The organism is Faecousia intestinalis, from assembly GCF_040096185.1.
GTDB lineage: Bacteria > Bacillota > Clostridia > Oscillospirales > Oscillospiraceae > JAZOXB01.
Genome location: NZ_JBBMFF010000208.1, coordinates 1 through 21,115, shown reverse-complemented (window position 1 = coordinate 21,115; position 21,115 = coordinate 1). Strand labels below are relative to the sequence as shown.

The window sequence follows — 21,115 nt, the reverse complement described above, 5'->3', positions numbered from 1 at the left end:
AGTCCGGCATCTTTCACTTAGTTATCGACCTCCTCGTTGTCTATGATGTCCTCTGCGATAGCGGCGGCAGCTTCACGCTCACGGCGGGCTGCCCAGCCACCTTTCGATCTGGGTGCGTATGCCGATTCCAGTGCATACATGATGCCCTGTTCGTCGGCAAAGTAAATACCGGGGACGTTCCAATTATCCTCGGCATTCCAGTCCATCAGTTTTCTGACCATATCCACGACCGTGGCGTTGCTGATTTTGATCTGCGCTTTCTGCGCGCCCTCCGGCTTGGAGAAGCGCACGGCATTCGGGGCATCCTCCTTGCAGGCCCGGATAGCGAACTGCTTCGACTTCGGCTCGATCAGAAACTGGATGTACTCCGGGAAGTGGAGCTCCTGTGCGGTCTGCACATTGAACTTCACGATATTGCCTGCGAAAGTGCAGACAGAGGCGGAACGGGTTTTAATAAGGTCGATGACAGAAAATTTTTCAAACATGGTAGTTACTCCTTCTCAATTACAATAAAGTTTTCGTCCTCCTCGGCAACTGCCGGGGCGGGTTCTGGTTTTTGGGTCGCAGAGATAAGTAGATTGTCCACATACTCCTCGTCCCACGATGGGTCGACGATCATGAAGCCGGACAGTACTCCCTTGACCACGATGCGTGGCTTCCGGTGGGTGCTGCGCCGTTTCCGATACCGTCGTTCTTTACGGATCTGCTGTGCCAACAGCCAGTCGTTTTTCTCGATGATGGGGATATGATGCCCCTCAACGAAATACTGCGGTTCTATGCCGTTGTTCTTTACACTCTTATGCGTGAAAAAGTCTATCGTAACTGTTTTTTGACACAAGGCGTCCCCACAGTATTTTTCGTTTTTGAGGATGCCCAGGACACTGCCGGAACTCCAAACCGATAGACCTTTTACAGTGGGAATGCCGCTTTTTGTCAGCAATTCCGCAATTTGCGTGGATGAATAGCTGTCCAGGTAGAGACTGTATATGGTTCTGACAATATCCGCTTCATCCTCTACGATTTCCCAGCTCTTTTCATCATCCAGCCGATAGCCGAGCAGAGCCCAACTTGGATAGATCCCAAGCCCCTGCGCCCTTCGGCGCTTGAATGACCATTTCAGACTGTTGGATTTTTGCTCGGACTCACTTTGCGCCACAAGGCTCAATACGGTAATGACCATATCGCTGCTCTTATCCAGCGTGTTGAGCTTCTCGGTCTCAAAGTACACGCCCACAGGCGGGTCGAGCTTTCGCAGCATGAAAATGTAGTTCAGACTGTCAAGCACATTTCTGGCAAAACGGCTGACTTGCTTCGTGATGATAAGGTCGATCTCTCCCGCCTTGCATTTCTCGATCATTTCGAGAAAGTGCTCACGGTGCAGAACGGAAGTGCCGGAAATGCCCTCATCTATCTAAAAGCCGTCTTTGATACAATTTTATTTTTACAGAAAAACGGGTTCAAATTTCTCGGACGGGTTCAAATTCTGTAACCTTTCCGTAGATAAGGCTCGGAATTTTCAATTTTTTCATTCTGCTATCAGAAACCGGCGTTATAATGGTTTCTGAAATTTTTTTCTTTTTTATCCGACACTTTTGCGTTCTCAATTGTATTAGTAGTGAAAGGAGGGCAAGGCGAGATGTCAAAATCTTTGTTGCGTACGGACAAAGAGATTGCGGAGATCTACAAACGCCACAGTAAAACTGTTTATCGCGTCTGCTTTGCTTACATGAAAAGTCCTGCTGATACCGAGGATGCGGTTCAGGATACATTCTTCCAGCTAATCAAGAGCGGTCCCGCTTTTGAAAGCGAAGAACACGAAAAGGCATGGCTTATCAGAACTGCCACGAACATTTGCAAAAATGTCCTGCGGCATTGGTGGCGCAGACACGAGAACATCGAGGATTTCTACAATCTCCCCAGCTCAGAAAATATCGAAACGGATGATGTTTTCCAAGTGGTTATGGAACTCCCCGAAAAGTATAAGACCGTGGTCTATCTGTATTATTATGAAGGATATACCAGCGTGGAAATCGCAGGCATCCTGAAAAAGCCGCAATCGACAATCCGTAATTATTTGCACGAGGCTCGTGCCATCCTCAAAGAAAGGTTAGGAGATGATTTCGATGAAGAACAATAAAATCATTACTTCTTGGGACAAAATCGAACCGAGCGATTCTGCAAATGATCGTATGCTTTCTGCGATTTTAGAGGAGAACCGTTCTGTTCATGACAGAAAGGATAAGGTGAACTATATGTCACAGAGAAAGAATTTCAAAAAGTTCCTGATTCCAGTTGCCGCTTGCCTGGTAGCCATAGTCGCAGTAACAGGAATTGTTGGCAGCAATATGGGATGGTTTGGTTCTAAAGGTTATACTGTTAATCTTGCAAGCGGTGACTCCATTGTCTATCACATCGGAAGGACCAACGTGGCAAGTATTCATGTCGGCTATCCCGTTTCATCGCGTGAACTGACAGATGCAGAATTGGACTCCATACTTCCTGAAACCACTGAACGAAGATCAGCCATCGGAACTTTCCGAGAGGAAAACGGGGATCTGCTCCAAGTCGAAGGAAAACTCGGTGATGCGACAATCATATTTGCCCAGGATAATTTTCCAATAAGCGATGTGGTTCTGGAAGGAAACGAAAGCAGCTCATCGGTAAACGGAATTCCTGTCACTACGGGATATTTTATTACCAATCCCAACAGCAGAGGTGAGCAATCCGCAATATTCTTCGCTTCGTTCTCCATTGGAAATACGAATGTGTTTGTGGAGTGTTATGGAGACAAAAGTGATGCAGATGCGGTAAGTCAAGAAACGACAGATTTGATTTTCAGCATCATAACAAAAGGTGAGCCCGATTTTTCGGCTATTACAAAGTAAGACAGAAAAGCTCCCCACATCGGTTCAAGTGAGCCGTTGTGGGGAGTAATCTTTACACTCGGATTTCCAATCCGTTATGGAAGGTAACCCGGATGTCATCCTTGTTGTAAACTGTAATGAAGTCGCACATGGCGTACCAGGTGCCTTCGTCAAAGTAATCGACCTGCTCCGGCAGTGACTGCAGCACTTTCATGAAGTTCTCCATCATCTGCCGCTGTGCCTGCCGCTTGGTTATTTCAGCCTGTGTCTCGTCCAGCTTTGCCTTCGCCGCATCGAATTTCTGTACCAGAGCATCGTAGCGTTTTCCGTATTCTTCCTGGTCTTGTGCGACACGGGCATTTTCGTCAATGCACTTCTGCATCAGTTCAGCGACCGCGTTCATCTCGCCGTTCAGCCGACCTGCCTCCGCTTCAAGCTCATCAGTCAGGAAAGCGGAATCCTTGATTTCTTCAAAGCCAACAATGATGAGGTCGCGTTCTTTTCCGAGAATGTTCAAAGCCTTGATAAAAACCTGCTTGATGGTTTCTTCGTCCAAACTTTCCCGCGTATCTCTCTATAATAGAGAGGTTACAGAGGTTACAAGTTACACTGTGAGCGGTTCAATTTCTGTGACCTCAAGGCCTGTCACATCGCAGTTTTTCCGCAAAAGCTCGTAGTCGATGATCCAACACTTGTGGTTCTCCGTGCCGATGCGTTTCTGCTGATTGCTGGCGATAAAATACTCGGAGTGCTGCAGTTGTTTCTTAAACTGTGCGTATGTCAGCACCTCACCGACAATGGCGTAGTCCTTGCGGTACTTCGTGTAGAGGTCATAGACCGGCGTAAGCCAGAGGCAGAGCTGTCCGCCGTCAATCTTGTAATAGACCTTCGGATCGAGCTTCATCCTTTTATGGTGCAGATGATCAAGCCAAAGCTCGGCGAGTCAATTGCGGACTTCGCCTGCGGTACAGGCGGCTTCCTCACCTCTGCGCTGAAGGTGCTGGATGCCCAAGTGCAGACAGTCGAGGACAGAACGGTTTACAGCAACTCCATCTATGGCATTGAAAAGAAGGCGCTGCCGTTCCTTCTGTGCGCCACGAATATGCTGCTCCACGACATCGACAATCCTCGCATCATTCATGGCAACAGTCTGGAAAAGAATGTGCGTGAGTACAAAGAGAGTGACCGCTTCGATGTCATTCTGATGAATCCTCCTTATGGCGGCAACGAAAAAGAGGGCGTGAAGCAGAATTTCCCGGCTGACCTTCGCAGCAGCGAAACCGCCGACCTCTTTATGTCGGTCATCATGTATCGGCTGAAGCAGAACGGTCGCTGCGCTATCATTTTGCCTGACGGCTTCCTGTTCGGCACAGATAATGCCAAAATGGCGATCAAAGAAAAGCTGCTGTCCGAGTTTAACCTCCATACGGTCATTCGTATGCCGCACAGCGTTTTTGCGCCGTATACCTCTATTACGACAAATATTCTGTTCTTCGACCGGACGCATCCCACGACGGAGACTTGGTTCTACCGTTTGGATATGCCGGAGGGGTACAAGAACTTCTCCAAGACGAAGCCCATGAAGCTGGAGCACTTTGCCCCGGCTGTTGAGTGGTGGGACAACCGTGAGGAAATCACCATCGACGGCTTTGATAAGGCGAAGAAGTACACCGTCGAGGAGCTGAAAGCACGGAGCTATAACATCGACCTCTGCGGCTATCCTCACGAAGAGGAGGAAATCCTGCCGCCGAAGGAACTGATTCAGCAGTACCAGGAGAAGCGGGCCAGCCTGAACGCTGACATTGACCGCATCCTTGCCCAGATCACCGATATCCTTGGCATTGACATTACGGAGGAGGGCGAAGAATGACTGCGCAGCAACTGAAAAACTCCATTCTCCAGATGGCTGTTCAGGGCAAGCTCGTGCCGCAGGACCCGAATGACGAGCCCGCCAGCGTCCTGTTGGAGCGCATCCGTGCGGAGAAAGAGCGGCTCATCAAAGAGAAGAAGATCAAGCGTGAAAAGAACCCCTCTGTTATCTTCAAAGGTGCCGATAATACTCCTTATGAGAAAATCGGCGATGAAGTACGGTCGCTGGCGGATTTAGTGCCTTTTGAGATACCGTCATCTTGGGAATGGTGCCGGGTAGGCGACCTTTTCTCAAATATGTCTGGGCTTGCGTACAAAAAGGATGCCCTCGCTATAAAGGCGGACAAAATGATAAGGGTACTGCGTGGCGGAAATATCGGTGAGGAACAGTTCCTTTTTAAGGGCGACGATGTCTTCATCTCAAGCGAGCTCGTAAAACCAGAGCTGTATTTGAGAAAAAACTATATGATCACGCCTGCAGTTAGTAGCCTGGATCACATCGGCAAAATCGCACTCATAGACAAAGATTATTCCGACACGGTTGTTGGCGGTTTTGTGCTTATGCTCATACCACACTTTAACGACGATGTCGTATCAGAATATCTGCTTTACGCTTTTGCTGCTAAACACCATCGTGATAACTGCCGAAACATTACACACAAATCCGGACAAGCGTTTTATAACCTCTCTCGTGAGCAGATGATGAATCTGCCAGTCCCGATTCCGCCACGCGAGGAAATGGGACGGATTATTGCGATGCTGAAACGAGTGCTCCCCAAGGTGGCAGATTACGCTGTTGTGGACACAGCGCTCCAAAATCTCAATGGCAGTTTCCCAGAGACTCTCAAGAAGTCGATACTGCAAGAGGCAGTCCAAGGCAAGCTGGTACCCCAAGACCCGTCTGACGAGCCTGCAGAGGCTCTGCTGGAGCGTATAAGGGCAGAGAAACAGCGGCTCATCAAGGAAGGCAAAATCAAAAAGGACAAACACGAATCCGTCATTTTCAGACGGGATAATTCTCATTATGAGAAGTTGGACGGTGTGGAGCGCTGTATCGATGATGAACTGCCCTTTGAGATCCCAGAATCGTGGGCTTGGACATACTTGGGAAACATTTCGTTTGTAACGAAACTCGCAGGATTTGAGTACACAAAATATATAGCCCCTGCGCTGACGAACCACGGCATCCCGCTTTTTAAGGGGAAAAACATCCAAAACGGAAAACTCATAGAGCACTTTGAGTGGTTTATACCGGAAACCGTATCAGATGAATTATGGCGTAGCCAGCTTTCAAAACGCTGCTTGCTTACTCCTTATGTTGGAAGCATCGGCAATGTTGCAGTTTTTCCGGGCACTTACAAAGCACATCTCGGCTCAAATGTCGGGAAAATAGAGCCTTATTCAGGCAATGGGGTTTTGATTGAGTACATTTTATTTTATCTGCGCAGCACAACTGGATATGAGCAGTTGACAAAATACAAAAAAGCAACTGCCCAGGAAAGCATTTCTATCGATGCTATCAGGAATGTGCTAATGCCTATCCCACCCCTCAACGAGCAGGAACGCATTGTCAGCGCCATCGATACGGCACTCAGCATAGTACAGAAATTGTAAAACAACCAGGCATACGCCAAAGCAGTGCGTATGCCTGGTTTCCTTTTACCAGTCTATGACCTCATCTACAATAGCTCGTTGCTCGGTCGATGTTTTGCGGAGATAAATGCGGGTGGTTTCGATACTTTCGTGTCCCATAAGGTCAGCGAGGAATGCGATGTCGTTGCAGCGCTCCAAGAAACTCTTTGCAAAGCGGTGACGGAAGGAATGCGGGTAAATGACCACCGGGTCTATGCCATACCGGACTGCCAGCTTTTTTAGCTGCCCTGAGATGCCTCTGGTGGTGATTCTGTCGCCGTATTTGTTCAAAAAAATGAAGCCGCTTTCTTGGTGCTTATCGTTCAGCCAAGAAAGGGCTTCATTCTGCAGAGCCTTGGGTATGTATATTCGTCGGAGTTTGCCGCCCTTCGAATATAAGTCCAAATGCCCCAGCTTGATGTGTTCCACCTTGATCTGTATGAGCTCACTGACCCGTGCGCCGGTAGCGGCCAGAAAGCGTATTACAAAGTACCAGAACAGCTCGTCATCCCGCTTGAGGCAGTTTTTGAAATACTCATATGTGCCTTGAGAAACATATTTCCCACTATTAAGTGTTTGTGGCTCAGCCTTTCCTCGCATATAACGAGCGTCAAGATTGTGGTATGATGCATTCTGTATTTTTTCGCCGTCAATAAGCTGGCATATATACTTCATTCGTACCCATTCCCACGAATCGGGGATGTCAAACGGTACTTCATCCGCCAGCGACCGCACTTCATCGCCGATTTTCTCATAAGGAGTATTATCAGAACTCGGCTGTTTAACGATTACCTCGGTAGTTTAACGAATACTCCAGTAATTCAACGATTACCCCAGCCGTTTAACGATTACAACGACAAAAAAAGCCACAAAACCCGTATAAAGCGCAAAACCCCGCCGCAGAATTGCCTGCAGCGGGGTTCGTTTATGAGCCCGAACAGCCAAAAAGCCTGATTCCAAGCGGTTATCGGGTATAGAAAAATCCACCGTAATTCTATCAAAATTACGGTGGACTTATGGTGGAGGCGGGGAGAGTCGAACTCCCGTCCGAAAGCAACTTGACTGGAACTTCTCCGGGCGCAGTCCGTTATTTACATTCCCTCATCCGGACGGGAACGGACACCCTGCCGGATTTGGTAGCTTCATGATGCATGGTGCGGGCAAAGCTTACCGCACGCACGGTCTCCACTCAAATCACACCCGAGCCCGGCTCGTGGACCTTCCGGGGCGGATGGGCGCCTAATTAGGCAGCCAGTGCGTACTGATTGTTGTCAGTTAATTTTAAAAAGTTGCCCGTTTTATCGTGGCCAGGCGCCACGGCCCGCTATTCCAGCCTCACTACCCCCGTCGAAACCGGTACGCCCCCGGATCGAGAAAATATGGGCTGCGCGGGAGGCAGGGGAGAGCCTGCCTCCTGCGAAAGCTTACAAATTAAAATCTGCCGTAGGGATCCTTGAGCTTTTTCGGCTCCGGATAGGTCTCACCCTTTGTATCGACGCGGACGGACTTCATCTTCTGCTCGGCCTCCGGGCGGTCATTGCGGTCCGTCTTGACCTGGCAGATGGCGTCGACGACCTCCATGCCGGAGAGCACCTTGCCGAACGCGGCATACTGCTTATCGAGATGCGGCGCGTCCTGATGCATGATGAAGAACTGCGAACCGGCGGAGTTCGGAGACTGCGCGCGCGCCATGGACAGCACGCCGCGCTTATGCTTCAGCTTATTGTCCACGCCGTTGAACAGGAACTCGCCCTTGATGCAGTAGCCGGGACCGCCCATGCCGGTGCCCTCGGGGCAGCCGCCCTGGATCATGAAGCCGGGAATGACGCGGTGGAAGATGAGGCCGTCATAAAAGCCGCTGTTTGCCAGCGAGATGAAGTTATAGACCGACTGCGGCGCGACATCCGGGTAGAGCTCGGCGGTGATGATGCCGCCGTTTTCCATTTCAATGGTCACAACAGGATTTTCCATGGTCAGTGATTCCTTTCTTTCATCGCGCGGTCGATCTGACGGCGCGCGTCCTTATTGGCGGCGTCCTGCCGCTTGTCATAGAGCTTTTTGCCCTTGCACAGCGCGACCTCGACCTTGACGCGGGAGTTTTTCAGATAAACGGAGAGCGGAACGATGGCGTAGCCGTCGAGCTGGACCTTGGAGGCCAGCCGCCGGATCTCACGCTTGTGCATGAGCAGGCGGCGCGGGCGGATAGGGTCCTTATTGAAGATGTTGCCCTTTTCATAGGGGCTGATATGCATCTGCCGCACCCAAAGCTCTCCGTCCTTCACGCTGCACCAGGCGTCCTTGAGGTTCAGGGTGCCAAGCCGGATGGACTTGACCTCCGTGCCGAACAGCTCAATGCCCGCCTCGAAGCGCTCCTCGACGAAATATTCATGAAACGCCTTTGAATTTTTGGCAACGATCTTGACGCCGGTCTTCTCCATCTGTTCACCCCGCTTTCCTATTATTTTCTATTATATCATATTTGTCAAGCACCAAACAGCAGCGGCTCGAGTGCCTGCACGGTCTCGAGATAAAAATCGCTGAAGCGGCGCAGAAAAGCGCGGATCTCGGGGTCGTCGTGCGACCAGCCCGCGCAGGCGAACGGCACTCCGCAGGCGTGGGCCATGTCATAGCCGGGCTTGAGATCATCCACCATCAATAGCTCATCCGGACGCAGGTCATACAGCCGCATGATCTCCTGCAGGGCGTAGGGCGATGGCTTGCGGCGGTCCTCGCCGAGGTCCCAGTCGAAAATCTGATCCGGCTCCAGATCGAAGTGCAGCCGGTAATCGCGCAGGATGTTTTCACGCGCGGAGTGCGACGAGACGCACAGCAGGCCGCCCTCCTGCTTCCAGCGCGTCAGGATGGGGCGCAGGCCGTCATAGGGGGGCGGGATATGTGTGGCGACATAGCTTCGCCACATGTCGTACTGCACGTCGATCTCCTCGGGCGTCAGGCCGATATAGTCGCTGCAAAGAGCGGAAAAGCCGGGGGAGAAGCACCAGCGGGTGAATTTCTCGCGTGTGATGGTCCTGCCGGGGCGAAGCACCTTCAGGGCTTCGAGAAAGCTGGGATAATTAACGGTCTCCTCGCTGCGCACGACGGTATCGTCGTGATCGAGCACGAGACAGCGATAGTTCAGCATAGGTTCCTCCAGGAAGGATTTCGATATAAATGGGAAAGACCGAGAGCCGGTGTGCGGCGGTGAGCGCCCGGTAGGGGAACATTCAATGGCAGAAGGGCACCCGTTGCATTATCCTGACGTGTCATTGCGAGGAGCGAAACGACGCAGCGATCTCACAGGGCGAGGTTGGATAGCAGGCAGCCTTTGGCGAAAACGTGACCGGGACATCCGCGTATTCTTTTCCATCGTTATTTTAGCAGAGTTTCCCACAAAATGCAAATTCTTCCCCATGGATTTCTGCCTTGATTTACGAACAAATGTTTGATATAATGAGAGCAGAAACAAGCGGAGGTGAGCACATGGAGGATATCGTGAACCGGCAGATTGAGATGATCTCCGTCTGCGCAGCGGACGGTGCACTGACGCCGATCCGCTTCCGCATGGAGGACGGCGAGCATATGCTGCGCACCGTCCCGATCCGGCAGGTCGTCTGCTCGCGGCCCATCTCCTATGCCGGGGTAGAGGCCATCCAGTACCTCTGCAAGACGCAGCTGGGGCAGCAGGAGGTGCTGCTGGAGCTGCGCTATACCGTGCGGACGCATCGCTGGACGCTTTTCCGGGTGGTGTACGGATGTCCCGGGTGATCTTTCATGTGGATGTGAACAGCGCGTTCCTGTCGTGGTCGGCGGCTTACCGCGTGCGGGTGCTGGGCGAACAGGAGGACCTGCGCGGCATTCCCTCCGCCGTGGCCGGGGAGCGCGCAGAGCGGCACGGCATCATCCTGGCCAAGAGCATCCCGGCGAAAAAATGCGGCGTGAAAACAGGCGAGCAGATCTTTCTGGCGCAGCAAAAATGTCCGGGGCTGAAGCTCGTGCCGCCGGACTATGCACTGTATGTAGAGGCCTCACGGTGCTTTATTGCCCTGCTGCGGGAATTCGCGCCGGTCGTGGAGCAGTATTCCATCGATGAAGCGTGGGCCGACCTGAGCGGCACGGAGGGACTATATGGCTCGCCGGTCGCGGCGGCGGAGCTGCTGCGCACACGCATCCGCGAGGAGCTGGGCTTTACGGTGAATATCGGCATCTCGTCCAATAAGCTGCTGGCCAAAATGGCAGGGGAGTTTGAAAAGCCGGACAAGGTCCACACGCTGTTCCCGGAGGAGGTGCCGCAGAAGCTCTGGCCGCTGCCGGTGCGGGAGCTGTTCATGCTCGGACCTGCCACGGAGCGCAGGCTCAACCGCATTGGAATCCATACGATCGGCGAGCTGGCGCAGGCAGACCCGGGGCTGGTGCTGCACTATCTGAACAAGCCGGGACTGGCACTGTGGCACTCGGCAAACGGCCGGTGCAGCGAGGAGCTGCTGCCGCAGCCGGAGGCGAACAAGGGCTATGGCAATTCCACAACACTGCCCGCCGATGTCACAACGGAGGCAGGGGCGCAGCGCGTGCTGCTGTCGCTCTGCGAAACGGTCGCCATGCGCCTGCGGCGGGACGGCAAGGCGGCGCGGTGCATTTCCGTGAGCCTGCGGAGCGCGGATTTCGTCACGTTTTCTCACCAGACGATGCTGCGGGAGGCCGTGCACGGGACGGAGGAGCTGTTCCGCTGCGCCTGCCGGGTCTTTGCCGAGGCGTGGGACGGGCAGACGCCGCTGCGCCAGCTCGGCGTGCAGGCCACAAGGCTGGAGGAGCCGCAGCCGCGCCAGCTTGACCTGTTTGCCGTGGGCGGCGCGCAGCAGTATGCCCGCAAGGCGATCCTGGATGGGACCGTGGATGCCCTGCGCGAAAAATACGGCGAGGGCGTCATCCGGCGGGCGCGCTTTACCGGAGCGGACACCGTGCTGGCAGGCGGACTGTCCAGGGAGCGGCGGACGGGCATCACAAAGCCGCTGGATGCGGAGTAAAAGGCATGAAACGGATGCAGATACGCCACAGCATTGTCAAGGATAAGGCAGGTTATCGGAGAACCTGCGCGGCCCCCAATTTTGGAGGAAAGAAATGCAATGATGTAATGCAGCCCGATGTACCCGCGCACCGTGGCTTATTCGCACTCTATGATCGGAGGAATAAAGCGCTCAATTGCACGGCGCAGCTTGGGGTGGCGAATGACGAAATGAATGCACGGCGCTTTATTCTTTGATACCATTGCCCATTTCCCTTCATGAATCAGAATATTGAGATTGCTGAACGGCTGAAAATGCACCAATTCCAGGGAATAGTTCGGCTGGCACTTTTCAAAATTTTCCGTCAGACGGAGATGCTCCAGATATTCCTTGTAGCTATAGAGGAAATCGTGCTCCGGAAACAGGCCGGAAACCGGAAGAGAGACGGAGGTCTCCTCAAATTCAGCTTGTGTCAGCAGTGGAAGTTCATCCCTGACATGATTGTCCTGCAGCACGCGGAGGAAGAGGATGCGCTGCTGTTCTGCAAAAGAAAGAATTTTCCGCTGCTCCGCCTCCGGTATGTGGCGAACTGTCAGAAATGCCGTCAGAAATTCGGGCGTTGCCGTATAGATAGGCGGTGCAGACAGAAGATTTCGACGGTTCCCGGCGGTTTCGCTGTCTGCCGCCAGAAAGGCATTCAGTTCATTTTGCGACGTTTCTCGATAAATGTCCATCAGGGGCTTCGCTTTCTGCAGCAGATCATCTGCACGCTTCCGGTAATAGGCCAGATCACGCTTTCCCCTTGAAAGGCGATACATTCCGTCTTCATGACAGCCTGCAATACACTCGCCCGAAAGCGCGGCGGAGCCGGAAACCTTCAGAAAGTGGCAAAAAAAAGTGTTCGGTGCGCTCTGAAGATAGTAAGGAGAGATCTGCCCGGTCATATAGAGCGGGATGTGGCTTTCCAATCCCAGCATCATCTCCTGAAACGGACGGTTGAGGCTGTGAATGATGTTCAGATGCAGGCCCTTTTTCAGAAGGAGGGCCAGTCCGAGCATATATTTCTTGGAAAAATCCAGATCAGCTGCCATATCCTCCATCGGCATATCGCTGTAGAGGAATACAGGCTCAGTCGATTTGGAAAGGACGGTCGCCTTGAAAAAGTCCAATTCTCCCTTTTTCATCTCCTCCAGGCCGTGATAGGTTCTGGCAGTCTGGAGGAGAAACGGCACGTTGGGAACACATAGCTCGTCGAAGTGAATCGCCCGGATGTACTCATTCAGATCAAAGCTGTTCATTGCGTTCAGGAAGGCGGAAACAGAGGAGCTCTCCGTGTCTTCTGCCGCAGCGCTGCCCATAAGCCAGTCTGCGACGGCACGAAAATATTCAGCCTCGCCGGAGAGAGAGCCGAACGGAACGCCGAGCATATGCGCTACGGCCGAACGACCGCTTTCCCCATCAAACCGGCGGACAACAAACCTTGCAACATCGGCGGCAAAGCGCTTGGGATCGGCAGGTGCCCGCTGCCCGCTGCGAATGCGGGAAAGAAAGGAAGGGTCATAGGAAATAGCCTTCGCCAGCTCCGCCGAAGAAATATGCAGAACGGTCAGAAGCCGGTTGATCTTTGTACGCAGTGCCTCCGGGTCGGACCGCTGCAGATCCATGCAGTCTGTGCACTGCGCATAGAGCGAGTCCGGCGAAAGCTGCTTTCCCTTACATGCGGCGATGGAGCAAAGGCCCTGAAGCAGGAGATTAAGGCCCTCCTGATCGGGAGTGCGTTCCCCGGAGCGAAAGCGGCTCAGCGTTGCGGCAGACAGACCGCATGCCTCAGACAGCTCCTTTGCGGTACAGTCTGCCAGCTCCATCCATTCGTTGAGTCTCTCGGAAAATCTCATAGAGGATACCTTCCTTTCACGCATTTCGTCCGTCCGTAGCTTTTGACTGGGCAGGTTTTGACCGTTTGACAACGTTATCATAGTACATGGGTTTCCGAAATGTCAATGACAAAAATGAAAGACTTTTCAAAAACGGTGGCGTCTATGATATAGTAAAAAAAGAATCAGACCATCGAACTATCGAAGAACCTAAGCGAGCCCAAATCCCGGCAGGACCTTTTCGACCGGCAGCTTTCGGATTACCGGTCAGGAACGAAAATCATGCAGAAAGGATCTGTAGAATCATGAAACGGATTATTTTGTCCCTGCTGCTCACCCTGTCCCTGACGCTTTCCCTGCTTCCGGCGGTGAATGCGGCGGGCATCCCCGGCGAGGAAAAGCTGCCCGGCGAGGCGGGCTACGGCTTTACCTACGCATTCGTCTCACCAACGACCATTGAGATCACCGCTTACTACGGCTACGAGGCGGAGGTCACCGTCCCCTCGACCATCGACGGCTATACCGTCGTGGGCATCCAAAGCTTCCACAACGAGGAGGGCTACAGCAACCCCAATATCTTTGTCCGCAAGGTTGTCCTGCCCGAAACGGTGACGTACATCGCAGACGGTGCATTCTACGATGGCGACGACTGGTCAGCGAAGACCCACTTTGAGCTGCGCGAGATCGTCCTGCCGCAGAGCCTGAAAACCATCGGCAAAAATGCGTTTTACCACAACTACTACCTGCAAAAGATCGACATTCCCGCCGGCGTGACGGAGATCGGCGCGGGTGCCTTCGCAAAGTGCCAGAATCTGTCCGACATCACCATCCGCGGCGAGAACACCCTCCTGCATGGCGGCGCGTTCGGCGAGAAGAGCGGCTACAGCGTCGGCGCCTTTGCCGGAAAGCTCAGAGAGCTGCACCAGCAGTGGCTGTATGACGACAGCGCCTCGGACTTCTTCATCTGGCAGGGGCAGCTCTTGGACTACAGGGGCACGAGCAAGATGCCCGTCATCCCTGACACCGTGAAGGTCATCGGCGCGTCGGCGTTCTGGCGGTCGGACATCACCGGCGTGACCATCCCGTCGAGCGTCAAGCTGATCGGCGCGTCGGCGTTCTATGAGTGCGCCTCCCTGACCTCTGTGGACATCCCCGGCAGCGTTGAGCGCATTGACAACAACGCCTTCTGCGACTGCACCGGCATGACCTCCGTCAAGCTGAACAAGGGGCTGAAGGTCATCGGCGAGGGCGGCTTCAACGACTGTGATGGGCTGACGCGCCTCGTCCTGCCCGAGGGGCTGACTACGCTGGAGGAGCGGGCGTTTTACGACTGCGAGAACATCGAGCGCTTCACCTTCCCCAAGTCGCTGACCGATATGGAAGACTCCAGCATCTATACCTCAAAGTGGTATGAGGGGCTTGCCGACGGTACGGAGCTGTACTGCGGCAGCGTGTTTCTCGGCTGCAAGGGGCAAAAATATCCCTCCAAGCTGACCGTCCGTCCCGGCACAAAAATGGTGCGCATCGAGCAGGACGATCTGGACGGCGTGAACGAGCTGATCCTGCCCGACGGGCTGGAATCGCTCAGCGTCACGGAAGGCGGCGGCAGCATCGCCAAGCTTACCGTTCCGGAGAGCGTCCATTACATCAATCTCCGCAAATTTGCCCATCTGACCGACCTCAAGCTGCCGACGACGGCGGTTCTGGAGGAGAGCTGCTTTTCCGGCTGTTACCAGATCAAGAATCTGACCATCCCGAAGGGCAATACGACGCTGAAGGGCCTTAGCGTCGGCAGGACGGCGCACGTGGTTTTGCCCGACGACGTGCTCGAGGTGCGCGGGCCGATCTCCAACGGCGACCCCTACAACAACAAGGACGGCAACTCCAACCTCAAGTCGATCGACCTGAAGAACGTCCGCATTCTGACGGGCGGCGCGCTCAGCGACTGCGTTGCGCTCGAAAGCGTGACGCTGCCGGATTCGCTCATCACCCTCGGCGGCGGCGTGTTTTCCGGCTGTGCGCGGCTGCGCTCGATCAAGGGCGGCAAAAACGTCCGTCAGATCGGCGACGGCTGCTTCTCCGGCTGCACCACGCTGACCGACTTCGGCGAGCTGGAAAAGAACGTGACCCACGTCGGTTCTTGGGCCTTCCAGAACTGCGGCTGGTTCCACGATCAGCCAAACGGCGTGGTTTATTTCGGCAAGGCCGCCTATGCCTACAAGGGCTCGATGGCGGAGGGCACCGTCCTGAGCCTCAAGGACGGTACGGTTTCCGTCACCTATGAGTTCCTTGCGGGTCAGATAGAGCTGAACCCCACCTTCGACCAGCCGAATCTCGCGGGGCTGATCCTCCCGCAGAGCTGCAAATACGTAGATGCCTACGCCTTCGCCGGTGCGAAGAATATGAAGTTCATCGACCTCGGCGGCGTGCAGTACATCGGCAGGGAGGCATTCAACAACAGCGCCTGCGAGAGCATCGTCCTGCCGGATTCCGTGCGCTTTGTCGGCAGCAACGCCTTCTCCGCGCCGAGCATCAAGGCAATCCATCTGAATGACGGCCTGCGCGTGCTGGACGAGGGCGCGTTCTTCACCTATGGCAAGGGCAAGGGCGTTACCATCCCTGCCAGCGTCGCCTACATTGGCTATCAGGCGTTCGGATATTGCCCGGTCGACCCGGACAACGAGTTCGCGGGGCTGACCAAGATTGACGGCTTCGTCATCCGCGGCACGACAGGGACGGCTGCGCAGACCTACGCCGTGGACAATGAATTCACCTTCGAAACTGGCGCCTGCACCGCCCATCAGCCCGTGACGGAAACGGTCGCGCCGACCTGCCGCACCGGCGGCTTTACGCGCACGGTCTGCGCCGTCTGCGGCGCCGTGACTGCGTCGGCAAATACCGCACCCATCGCGCATAAGCCCGTCGCCAACGACCCAATCGAGGCCACCTGCACCCGCCCGGGCTACACCGGCGGCACGCACTGTGCCTTCTGCGGTCTGACCCTGACCCAGCCGACGCAGACCCCCGCGCTGGGGCACGACGAGGTCGTCGCTACGGAGGAATACGAGTATTCTGCGTATTACGGCATGATCCGCCACTACTGCCGCCGCTGCGAGCTGAAGTGGTATGAGACCGACGGCGACAGCGGGCACGTCCACGACTATACCTACCGCACCGACACCGTCTATCCGACCTGCATCAATGCGGGCTACACCGAGCACTTCTGCGCCTGCGGCGAGAGCTACCGCGACGGCTATACCGCCGCGCTCGGCCACAACTACGTCAACGGCGTCTGCTCACGCTGCGGGAACGTCGAGGGCACCTGCGACGGCGGAGACGCCTGCCCGAGCAAGCCCTATCACGACGTGGACACCGGGCGCTGGTACCACGAGGGCGTCGACTATGCCATTGCGCACGGCCTGATGAACGGCGTCGGCAACGGCATGTTTGAGCCGGAGAGCAGCATGACGCGCGCCATGCTCGTCACGGTGCTCTGGCGCTACGCCGGAAGCCCGGCCGGATGGGAGAATCCCTTCACAGACGTGCCAAACGGAAGCTGGTTCACGCAGGCCGTGGCTTGGGCAGCCGAAAACGGCATCGTGAACGGCGTCGGCAACGGCATGTTTGAGCCGGACAGCAATATCACCCGGGAGCAGATGGCGGCGATTCTGTTCCGCTATGCAGCGATGTCCGGATTTGATACCTCAGCGCGTGGAAATCTGGATCAGTATCCCGATCGGGGCGATGTCAGCGGCTATGCCGTGGAGCCTCTCTCCTGGGCGGTTGCCGAGGGCCTGATAAAGGGGACCGACAATGGGAATGGCATTCTCCTCGATCCGCAGGGCAATGCCACCCGCGCTCAGGTCGCAACGATCATCATGCGGTTTATTCGTACCGCAGCAAGCAAGTAAAAAGACTGCCATGAATCACGAGGCCAAAAACACCGACCTAAAGTCTTGCAGAAAAAGCGTAAAAGAAACGGTCCGAGCGTCCTTTCCTGTGCAATTCTTACCAGATAGAACGAAGCAGGTCCTCCCGATATGGGAAGGACCTGCTTCAGCTTGCTTCTAAAAGTCCCTTCAGGATTTTTCGCTAAGCGATATACCTATATTATATTTACAGGGAAAAATCCAGCTCGTCATATTCGGAAAAATCCTTTGGCTTGCGGCGCTTCGGCACGCGTTTGAGCGGATCGTATTTGAACTTCCGGCAGTGGTGGCAGGCAGCGACAAAGCCGCGCTTGGCGCAGAGATACGTTTCGTCGTCGAGCTTCCCGGCGTAGACACAGTAGGAGCAGAATCGGTCGATCTTTTTTCGGAACAGCATGCGGGCCACCTCCTTTTTTGCTATTATACCGCAGCGCGGCGCAAATTTCCAGCCCGAATTTTTCGCAGCAGGGGAGCCAGCAGTGCGCAAGCGGTCAACGCTCCGGCAGACAGCAGCGCGGCAGGAGACGGCGCAAAGCAGGCGAGGGCCAGCACGGCCGAGAGCAGGCCGTGGAGCAGCTTTGCGGAAAAGTAACCGTGCGGACGAAGCCCCGCCGTCTGCCAGAGGCTCATGGCCTGAAAATGGACGCAAAGCCCGCCCCAGCCCATCAGAAGGGCGCAGGCGGCCTCCGCGCCGTGGCCGGAGAGCAGCAGAATGCCGCTGGAAAGCTCGAGCGCGCCGCAGGCCAGCGCCTCGGCCAGCCGGTTCGGCAGCAGGGCTGTCAGCCCGGCGGCGCGCAGCACGGCGAGCATCGACGAAAAAAAGACGATGAGCCCGCTGACCTGCAGCAGGGCGGCGCAGCTACCCTGCACGGCTTCCGGCAGCAGGGAGGGAAGCTGCGGCTTCTCCCGGCGCACCGTCCGCAGGGCAGCCGGAGGAGTAGAGCCGGGTAGGAGAAGGCCCGTCAGCAGGGCGGCAAGCGCATGCAGGCCGTAGAGGATCAGCCCGCGGCGCACGTCTCCGAGCACGGCAGTTCCGATGAGTCCGGCAAAAAAGCCCGGCCCGGAATTGTTGCAGAAGCACAGGGCGCGCTCGGCCTCTGCCTTTGAAAGTGCACCGGCGCGGTACAGCTCCGTCACGGCGGCCGCCCCGGCGGGATAGCCGCCGAGCAGGCCGGTCAGCAGGGCGGGCAGGCAGGCGGCGCGGACGCCGAACAGGGCACGGAACAGACGGTCCGCCCGCCGCCCCGGCGTGGGCAGCGGAAGGGCAGTCAGCATGCGGGAGACGACGAAAAACGGCAGCAGCGCGGGAATGACGCGCGCTGCGCAGGCGCGAAGGCCCTGCAGCGCGCCGGACGCGGCGGCCTGCGGCGCGAGCAGGAGCCCGGCGGTCGCCAGAAGCAGCACAAGCAGCACAGAAGATCACCTCACCGGAATATATTGCCGGAGCCGGAAAGGAATGCGGAAAGCGAGCATAGAATGTCTCCGGGTGATCGAATGAAACGGGGAAAAAATCTGGCGCAGCGCCTGACGCTGCCGCAGGAGGTCGTGTCGCAGGGGCCGCTGGCCGAGCTGCACGGCAATACAAGCGTCTGCATCGAAAATCACGGAGGCATTCTGGAATACACGGACACCCGCGTCTGTATCGCGGTGCAGCGCGGTACGCTGACCGTCAGCGGCTGCGGGCTGCGCATCCTGCGCATGACGCAGCGGCGCGTGGAGATCGGCGGGACGATCCGCTGCGTAGAGGTGTCCTGAGATGAGCCGGCTGATCCGCTATCTGCGCGGGAGCGTCCGCTTCCGCCTGACCGGCGCCGCGCCGGAGCAGTGTCTGAACGCCCTTGCGGCTGCGCGGCTGGAATTCTGGGACATCGAGCGCGAGGATGCGCTAAACCTGTCGCTCTGTGTTCCTGCGCGTGAGGCAGAGCGCCTGCAGGGGCTGGCGCTGCGCTGCCTGTGCACGGCGGAGGTGACGGAGCGCTCCGGCCTGCGGGCGCAGTTCGGCGGTCTTCTGCGGCGGCCCGTCCTGCTGCTGGGGCTGCTGGCGGCGGCCGCGGCAACGTTCGTGCTGCAGGAATTCGTCTGGACGATCGAGGTCGAGGGAAATGACAGGCTCCCGGCCGGGCAGATCGTGCAGGCGCTCGAGGAGGTCGGCATCGCGCCGGGAACATGGGGCCCGTCCATCGATTCGCCCGAGACACGCAACCGGATGCTGCTGCGCATGCCGGAGCTGGCATGGCTCGCCGTGAACCGCTCCGGCGGGCGGGTGCAGGTGCTCGTGACGGAGCGGCAGCAGCCGCCGGACACGCGCGCTCCCTACGCCGTGGCCAATGTGGTGGCCGCGCGGGACGGCGTGCTCACGGAGGTCTCCGTAACGGAGGGCATGCGGCTGTGCGCCGTCGGCGATACCGTCCGGCAGGGGCAGCTGCTCGTCTCCGGATATGAGGACTACGGCCTGTTCATCCGCCCGGTGTGCGCCTCGGCCGAGATCTATGCCAGGACGTGGCATACGGGGACCGTTGTCACGCCCGCGGAGCGGCTGGAAAAGCGCTATACCGGCCGGGAGTGGAAGCAGGTCACGCTCATCGTCGGGAAAAAAAGAATAAAATTATGGGGAAACAGTAGCATTTCCCAGCAGGATTGTGATAAAATGATCGTGGAAAAGGCTGTCCGGACCTCCGGCTATGCATATCCGCTGCGGCTGGAGACGGCGATCCTGCGGGAATATGTGCTGGAGCCTGTCCCCGCGACGCAGGTGCAGACGGAAAAGCTGCTGCAGGAGGCGTGGCGGCGCGCCGTGCAGGCGCAGATGCTCGCGGGCAGGATCGATGCCACACAGGAGAGCCTGCTGATGCAGGGCGGCCTGTGCGTCCTGCAGGCGCAGAGCGACTGCACGGAGCTGATTTCCCGCACGCTGCCGCTGGAGGCGGCGGACTGACAAAGGAGAATCCCCATGAGCGAACGAATCATCAATGCCGAACGCATCGAGCAGATCATCAATGTGTTCGGCTCGTTTGACGAAAACATCAAGCGCATCGAGCAGACCTACGGTGTGAAGATCACGAACCGCGGCACGGAGCTGAAGATCTCGGGCGAGGACGAGGCGGCGGACCGCGCAGGCCGTGCCATCGAGGGCCTGCTCCTGCTGGCCGCAAAGGGCGAGACGATCGACGAGCAGAAGGTGCGCTATCTGATCGACCTTGTTTCCAGCGGGAACGAGGACAAGATCGGCGAAATGGCGAAGGACGTCGTCTGTATCACGGCCAAGGGCCGTCCTGTCAAGGCCAAGACGCTCGGCCAGCAGCGCTATATGAAGGCCATTTCGAAAAATACCATCACGATCGGCGTCGGTCCGGCTGGTACCGGCAAGACATACCTCGCCGTGGCGGCTGCCGTGGCGGCCTTCCGCGAGAAGGCGGTCAACCGCATCATCCTGACGCGCCCCGCCGTAGAGGCGGGCGAACGGCTCGGGTTCCTGCCCGGCGACCTGCAGAACAAGGTCGACCCGTATCTGCGCCCGCTGTATGACGCGCTTTACGATATGCTCGGCGCGGAGACGTATCAGAAATATCTCGAGCGCGGCAACATCGAGGTCGCACCGCTGGCCTATATGCGCGGCCGCACGCTCGACGACAGCTTCATCATCCTCGATGAGGCGCAGAACACGACGCGCGAGCAGATGAAAATGTTCCTGACGCGACTGGGCTTCGGCTCGAAGATCGTCATCACCGGCGACATTACACAGATCGATCTGCCCTCCGACAAGGTCAGTGGTCTGAAGGACGCCGTGCGCATTCTGGACAACGTACCGGATATCGCCATCTGCCGCCTGACGGCCAGCGACGTCGTGCGCCACGCCCTGGTGCAGCGCATCATCGCGGCCTATGAGACGGCGGAGCACAGTGCGAAGAACGGCCTGCCGGGGCAGAAAAAAGTATACAGGAGAAAGC

21 protein-coding genes and 1 other RNA gene are annotated in these 21,115 nt (G+C 56.3%); 10 read left to right on the top strand and 12 right to left on the bottom strand.

Annotated elements, in window-relative coordinates:
* Positions 1-17 precede the first annotated feature (17 nt).
* On the bottom strand, positions 18-485 hold the full coding sequence (locus WMO66_RS07245; RefSeq protein WP_349135743.1) for a hypothetical protein: 468 nt from the start codon (positions 483-485) through the stop codon (positions 18-20).
* Between the two features lie 5 nt (positions 486-490).
* Complete coding sequence (locus WMO66_RS07240) at positions 491-1,399, bottom strand: recombinase family protein (RefSeq protein ID WP_349135756.1); 909 nt, start codon at positions 1,397-1,399, stop codon at positions 491-493.
* Between the two features lie 237 nt (positions 1,400-1,636).
* Between WMO66_RS07240 and WMO66_RS07235 the strand changes: the two genes are divergently transcribed.
* Positions 1,637-2,137: an RNA polymerase sigma factor gene (locus WMO66_RS07235; RefSeq protein ID WP_349135742.1), complete on the top strand. Its 501-nt coding sequence runs from the start codon at positions 1,637-1,639 to the stop codon at positions 2,135-2,137.
* Positions 2,124-2,885 (top strand): hypothetical protein, encoded by a 762-nt coding sequence (locus WMO66_RS07230; protein ID WP_349135741.1) that lies wholly within the window; start codon positions 2,124-2,126, stop codon positions 2,883-2,885. The genes WMO66_RS07235 and WMO66_RS07230 overlap by 14 nt, the downstream gene beginning before the upstream one ends.
* Before the next feature lie 52 nt (positions 2,886-2,937).
* Here the strand turns inward: WMO66_RS07230 and WMO66_RS07225 are convergent, their stop codons facing one another.
* Positions 2,938-3,420: a hypothetical protein gene (locus tag WMO66_RS07225; RefSeq protein ID WP_349135740.1), complete on the bottom strand. Its 483-nt coding sequence runs from the start codon at positions 3,418-3,420 to the stop codon at positions 2,938-2,940.
* 48 nt (positions 3,421-3,468) lie between these two features.
* Positions 3,469-3,768, bottom strand: a complete 300-nt coding sequence (locus tag WMO66_RS07220) for a hypothetical protein (protein WP_349135739.1) — start codon at positions 3,766-3,768, stop codon at positions 3,469-3,471.
* Positions 3,769-3,774: 6 nt separating this feature from the next.
* Here WMO66_RS07220 and WMO66_RS07215 point away from each other — a divergent pair, with 6 nt between their 5' ends.
* Together WMO66_RS07215 and WMO66_RS07210 are read left to right on the top strand one after the other, a co-directional pair.
* Positions 3,775-4,734: an HsdM family class I SAM-dependent methyltransferase gene (locus WMO66_RS07215; protein WP_349135738.1), complete on the top strand. Its 960-nt coding sequence runs from the start codon at positions 3,775-3,777 to the stop codon at positions 4,732-4,734.
* Positions 4,731-6,347: a restriction endonuclease subunit S gene (locus WMO66_RS07210; protein ID WP_349135737.1), complete on the top strand. Its 1,617-nt coding sequence runs from the start codon at positions 4,731-4,733 to the stop codon at positions 6,345-6,347. The genes WMO66_RS07215 and WMO66_RS07210 overlap by 4 nt, the downstream gene beginning before the upstream one ends.
* Positions 6,348-6,392: 45 nt before the next feature.
* Here the strand turns inward: WMO66_RS07210 and WMO66_RS07205 are convergent, their stop codons facing one another.
* The 5 genes from WMO66_RS07205 to WMO66_RS07185 all read right to left on the bottom strand — a co-directional run bounded on the left by WMO66_RS07205 (position 6,393) and on the right by WMO66_RS07185 (position 9,507).
* Positions 6,393-7,040, bottom strand: a complete 648-nt coding sequence (locus tag WMO66_RS07205; RefSeq protein ID WP_349135736.1) for a tyrosine-type recombinase/integrase — start codon at positions 7,038-7,040, stop codon at positions 6,393-6,395.
* 342 nt (positions 7,041-7,382) lie between these two features.
* Positions 7,383-7,731, bottom strand: a transfer-messenger RNA (tmRNA) gene (gene ssrA / locus WMO66_RS07200).
* Between the two features lie 65 nt (positions 7,732-7,796).
* Positions 7,797-8,336, bottom strand: a complete 540-nt coding sequence (locus WMO66_RS07195) for a peptidylprolyl isomerase (protein ID WP_349135734.1) — start codon at positions 8,334-8,336, stop codon at positions 7,797-7,799.
* 2 nt (positions 8,337-8,338) lie between these two features.
* Complete coding sequence (gene smpB, locus WMO66_RS07190; protein ID WP_349135733.1) at positions 8,339-8,803, bottom strand: SsrA-binding protein SmpB; 465 nt, start codon at positions 8,801-8,803, stop codon at positions 8,339-8,341.
* A 44-nt stretch (positions 8,804-8,847) separates the two neighbouring features.
* The gene (locus WMO66_RS07185) at positions 8,848-9,507 is read right to left on the bottom strand and encodes an HAD family hydrolase (RefSeq protein WP_349135732.1); all 660 of its coding nucleotides are present in this window, start codon (positions 9,505-9,507) and stop codon (positions 8,848-8,850) included.
* A gap of 338 nt (positions 9,508-9,845) precedes the next feature.
* On the opposite strand from WMO66_RS07185, the gene WMO66_RS07180 reads away from it, so the two are divergent.
* Both WMO66_RS07180 and WMO66_RS07175 read left to right on the top strand, forming a co-directional pair.
* Positions 9,846-10,130 (top strand): hypothetical protein, encoded by a 285-nt coding sequence (locus WMO66_RS07180; protein WP_349135731.1) that lies wholly within the window; start codon positions 9,846-9,848, stop codon positions 10,128-10,130.
* Positions 10,118-11,386 (top strand): DNA polymerase Y family protein, encoded by a 1,269-nt coding sequence (locus WMO66_RS07175; RefSeq protein WP_349135729.1) that lies wholly within the window; start codon positions 10,118-10,120, stop codon positions 11,384-11,386. Before WMO66_RS07180 ends, WMO66_RS07175 begins: the two co-directional genes overlap by 13 nt.
* 137 nt (positions 11,387-11,523) lie before the next feature.
* Here the strand turns inward: WMO66_RS07175 and WMO66_RS07170 are convergent, their stop codons facing one another.
* On the bottom strand, positions 11,524-13,260 hold the full coding sequence (locus WMO66_RS07170; protein ID WP_349135728.1) for a helix-turn-helix domain-containing protein: 1,737 nt from the start codon (positions 13,258-13,260) through the stop codon (positions 11,524-11,526).
* Between the two features lie 284 nt (positions 13,261-13,544).
* Here WMO66_RS07170 and WMO66_RS07165 point away from each other — a divergent pair, with 284 nt between their 5' ends.
* Positions 13,545-17,150 (top strand): leucine-rich repeat protein, encoded by a 3,606-nt coding sequence (locus tag WMO66_RS07165; protein ID WP_349135727.1) that lies wholly within the window; start codon positions 13,545-13,547, stop codon positions 17,148-17,150.
* Positions 17,151-17,355: 205 nt separating this feature from the next.
* Here WMO66_RS07165 and WMO66_RS07160 read toward each other — a convergent pair whose 3' ends face one another.
* Together WMO66_RS07160 and WMO66_RS07155 are read right to left on the bottom strand one after the other, a co-directional pair.
* Positions 17,356-17,565: a hypothetical protein gene (locus tag WMO66_RS07160; RefSeq protein WP_349135726.1), complete on the bottom strand. Its 210-nt coding sequence runs from the start codon at positions 17,563-17,565 to the stop codon at positions 17,356-17,358.
* Positions 17,566-17,588: 23 nt separating this feature from the next.
* The gene (locus WMO66_RS07155; protein WP_349135725.1) at positions 17,589-18,581 is read right to left on the bottom strand and encodes a hypothetical protein; all 993 of its coding nucleotides are present in this window, start codon (positions 18,579-18,581) and stop codon (positions 17,589-17,591) included.
* Between the two features lie 81 nt (positions 18,582-18,662).
* Between WMO66_RS07155 and WMO66_RS07150 the strand changes: the two genes are divergently transcribed.
* The 3 genes from WMO66_RS07150 to WMO66_RS07140 all read left to right on the top strand — a co-directional run.
* Entirely contained in the window at positions 18,663-18,923 is a 261-nt protein-coding gene (locus tag WMO66_RS07150) for a YabP/YqfC family sporulation protein (protein ID WP_349135723.1), read from the top strand.
* A gap of 1 nt (position 18,924) precedes the next feature.
* On the top strand, positions 18,925-20,103 hold the full coding sequence (locus WMO66_RS07145) for a sporulation protein YqfD (RefSeq protein ID WP_349135722.1): 1,179 nt from the start codon (positions 18,925-18,927) through the stop codon (positions 20,101-20,103).
* 15 nt (positions 20,104-20,118) lie between these two features.
* A partial coding sequence (locus tag WMO66_RS07140; protein ID WP_349135721.1) for a PhoH family protein occupies positions 20,119-21,115 on the top strand: 997 nt, incomplete at its 3' end.

Bases quoted from the DNA above. Each gene is read 5' to 3' on its own strand.
- WMO66_RS07175 (WP_349135729.1), top strand. From the start codon at position 10,118: ATGTCCCGGGTGATCTTTCATGTGGATGTGAACAGCGCGTTCCTGTCG.
- WMO66_RS07160 (WP_349135726.1), bottom strand. From the start codon at position 17,565: ATGCTGTTCCGAAAAAAGATCGACCGATTCTGCTCCTACTGTGTCTAC.
- smpB (WP_349135733.1), bottom strand. From the start codon at position 8,803: ATGGAGAAGACCGGCGTCAAGATCGTTGCCAAAAATTCAAAGGCGTTT.
- WMO66_RS07235 (WP_349135742.1), top strand. From the start codon at position 1,637: ATGTCAAAATCTTTGTTGCGTACGGACAAAGAGATTGCGGAGATCTAC.
- WMO66_RS07215 (WP_349135738.1), top strand. From the start codon at position 3,775: ATGGTGCAGATGATCAAGCCAAAGCTCGGCGAGTCAATTGCGGACTTC.
- WMO66_RS07230 (WP_349135741.1), top strand. From the start codon at position 2,124: ATGAAGAACAATAAAATCATTACTTCTTGGGACAAAATCGAACCGAGC.
- WMO66_RS07205 (WP_349135736.1), bottom strand. From the start codon at position 7,040: ATGAAGTATATATGCCAGCTTATTGACGGCGAAAAAATACAGAATGCA.
- WMO66_RS07195 (WP_349135734.1), bottom strand. From the start codon at position 8,336: ATGGAAAATCCTGTTGTGACCATTGAAATGGAAAACGGCGGCATCATC.
- WMO66_RS07170 (WP_349135728.1), bottom strand. From the start codon at position 13,260: ATGAGATTTTCCGAGAGACTCAACGAATGGATGGAGCTGGCAGACTGT.
- WMO66_RS07220 (WP_349135739.1), bottom strand. From the start codon at position 3,768: ATGAAGCTCGATCCGAAGGTCTATTACAAGATTGACGGCGGACAGCTC.
- WMO66_RS07185 (WP_349135732.1), bottom strand. From the start codon at position 9,507: ATGCTGAACTATCGCTGTCTCGTGCTCGATCACGACGATACCGTCGTG.
- WMO66_RS07150 (WP_349135723.1), top strand. From the start codon at position 18,663: ATGAAACGGGGAAAAAATCTGGCGCAGCGCCTGACGCTGCCGCAGGAG.
- WMO66_RS07210 (WP_349135737.1), top strand. From the start codon at position 4,731: ATGACTGCGCAGCAACTGAAAAACTCCATTCTCCAGATGGCTGTTCAG.
- WMO66_RS07245 (WP_349135743.1), bottom strand. From the start codon at position 485: ATGTTTGAAAAATTTTCTGTCATCGACCTTATTAAAACCCGTTCCGCC.
- WMO66_RS07145 (WP_349135722.1), top strand. From the start codon at position 18,925: ATGAGCCGGCTGATCCGCTATCTGCGCGGGAGCGTCCGCTTCCGCCTG.
- WMO66_RS07165 (WP_349135727.1), top strand. From the start codon at position 13,545: ATGAAACGGATTATTTTGTCCCTGCTGCTCACCCTGTCCCTGACGCTT.
- WMO66_RS07180 (WP_349135731.1), top strand. From the start codon at position 9,846: ATGGAGGATATCGTGAACCGGCAGATTGAGATGATCTCCGTCTGCGCA.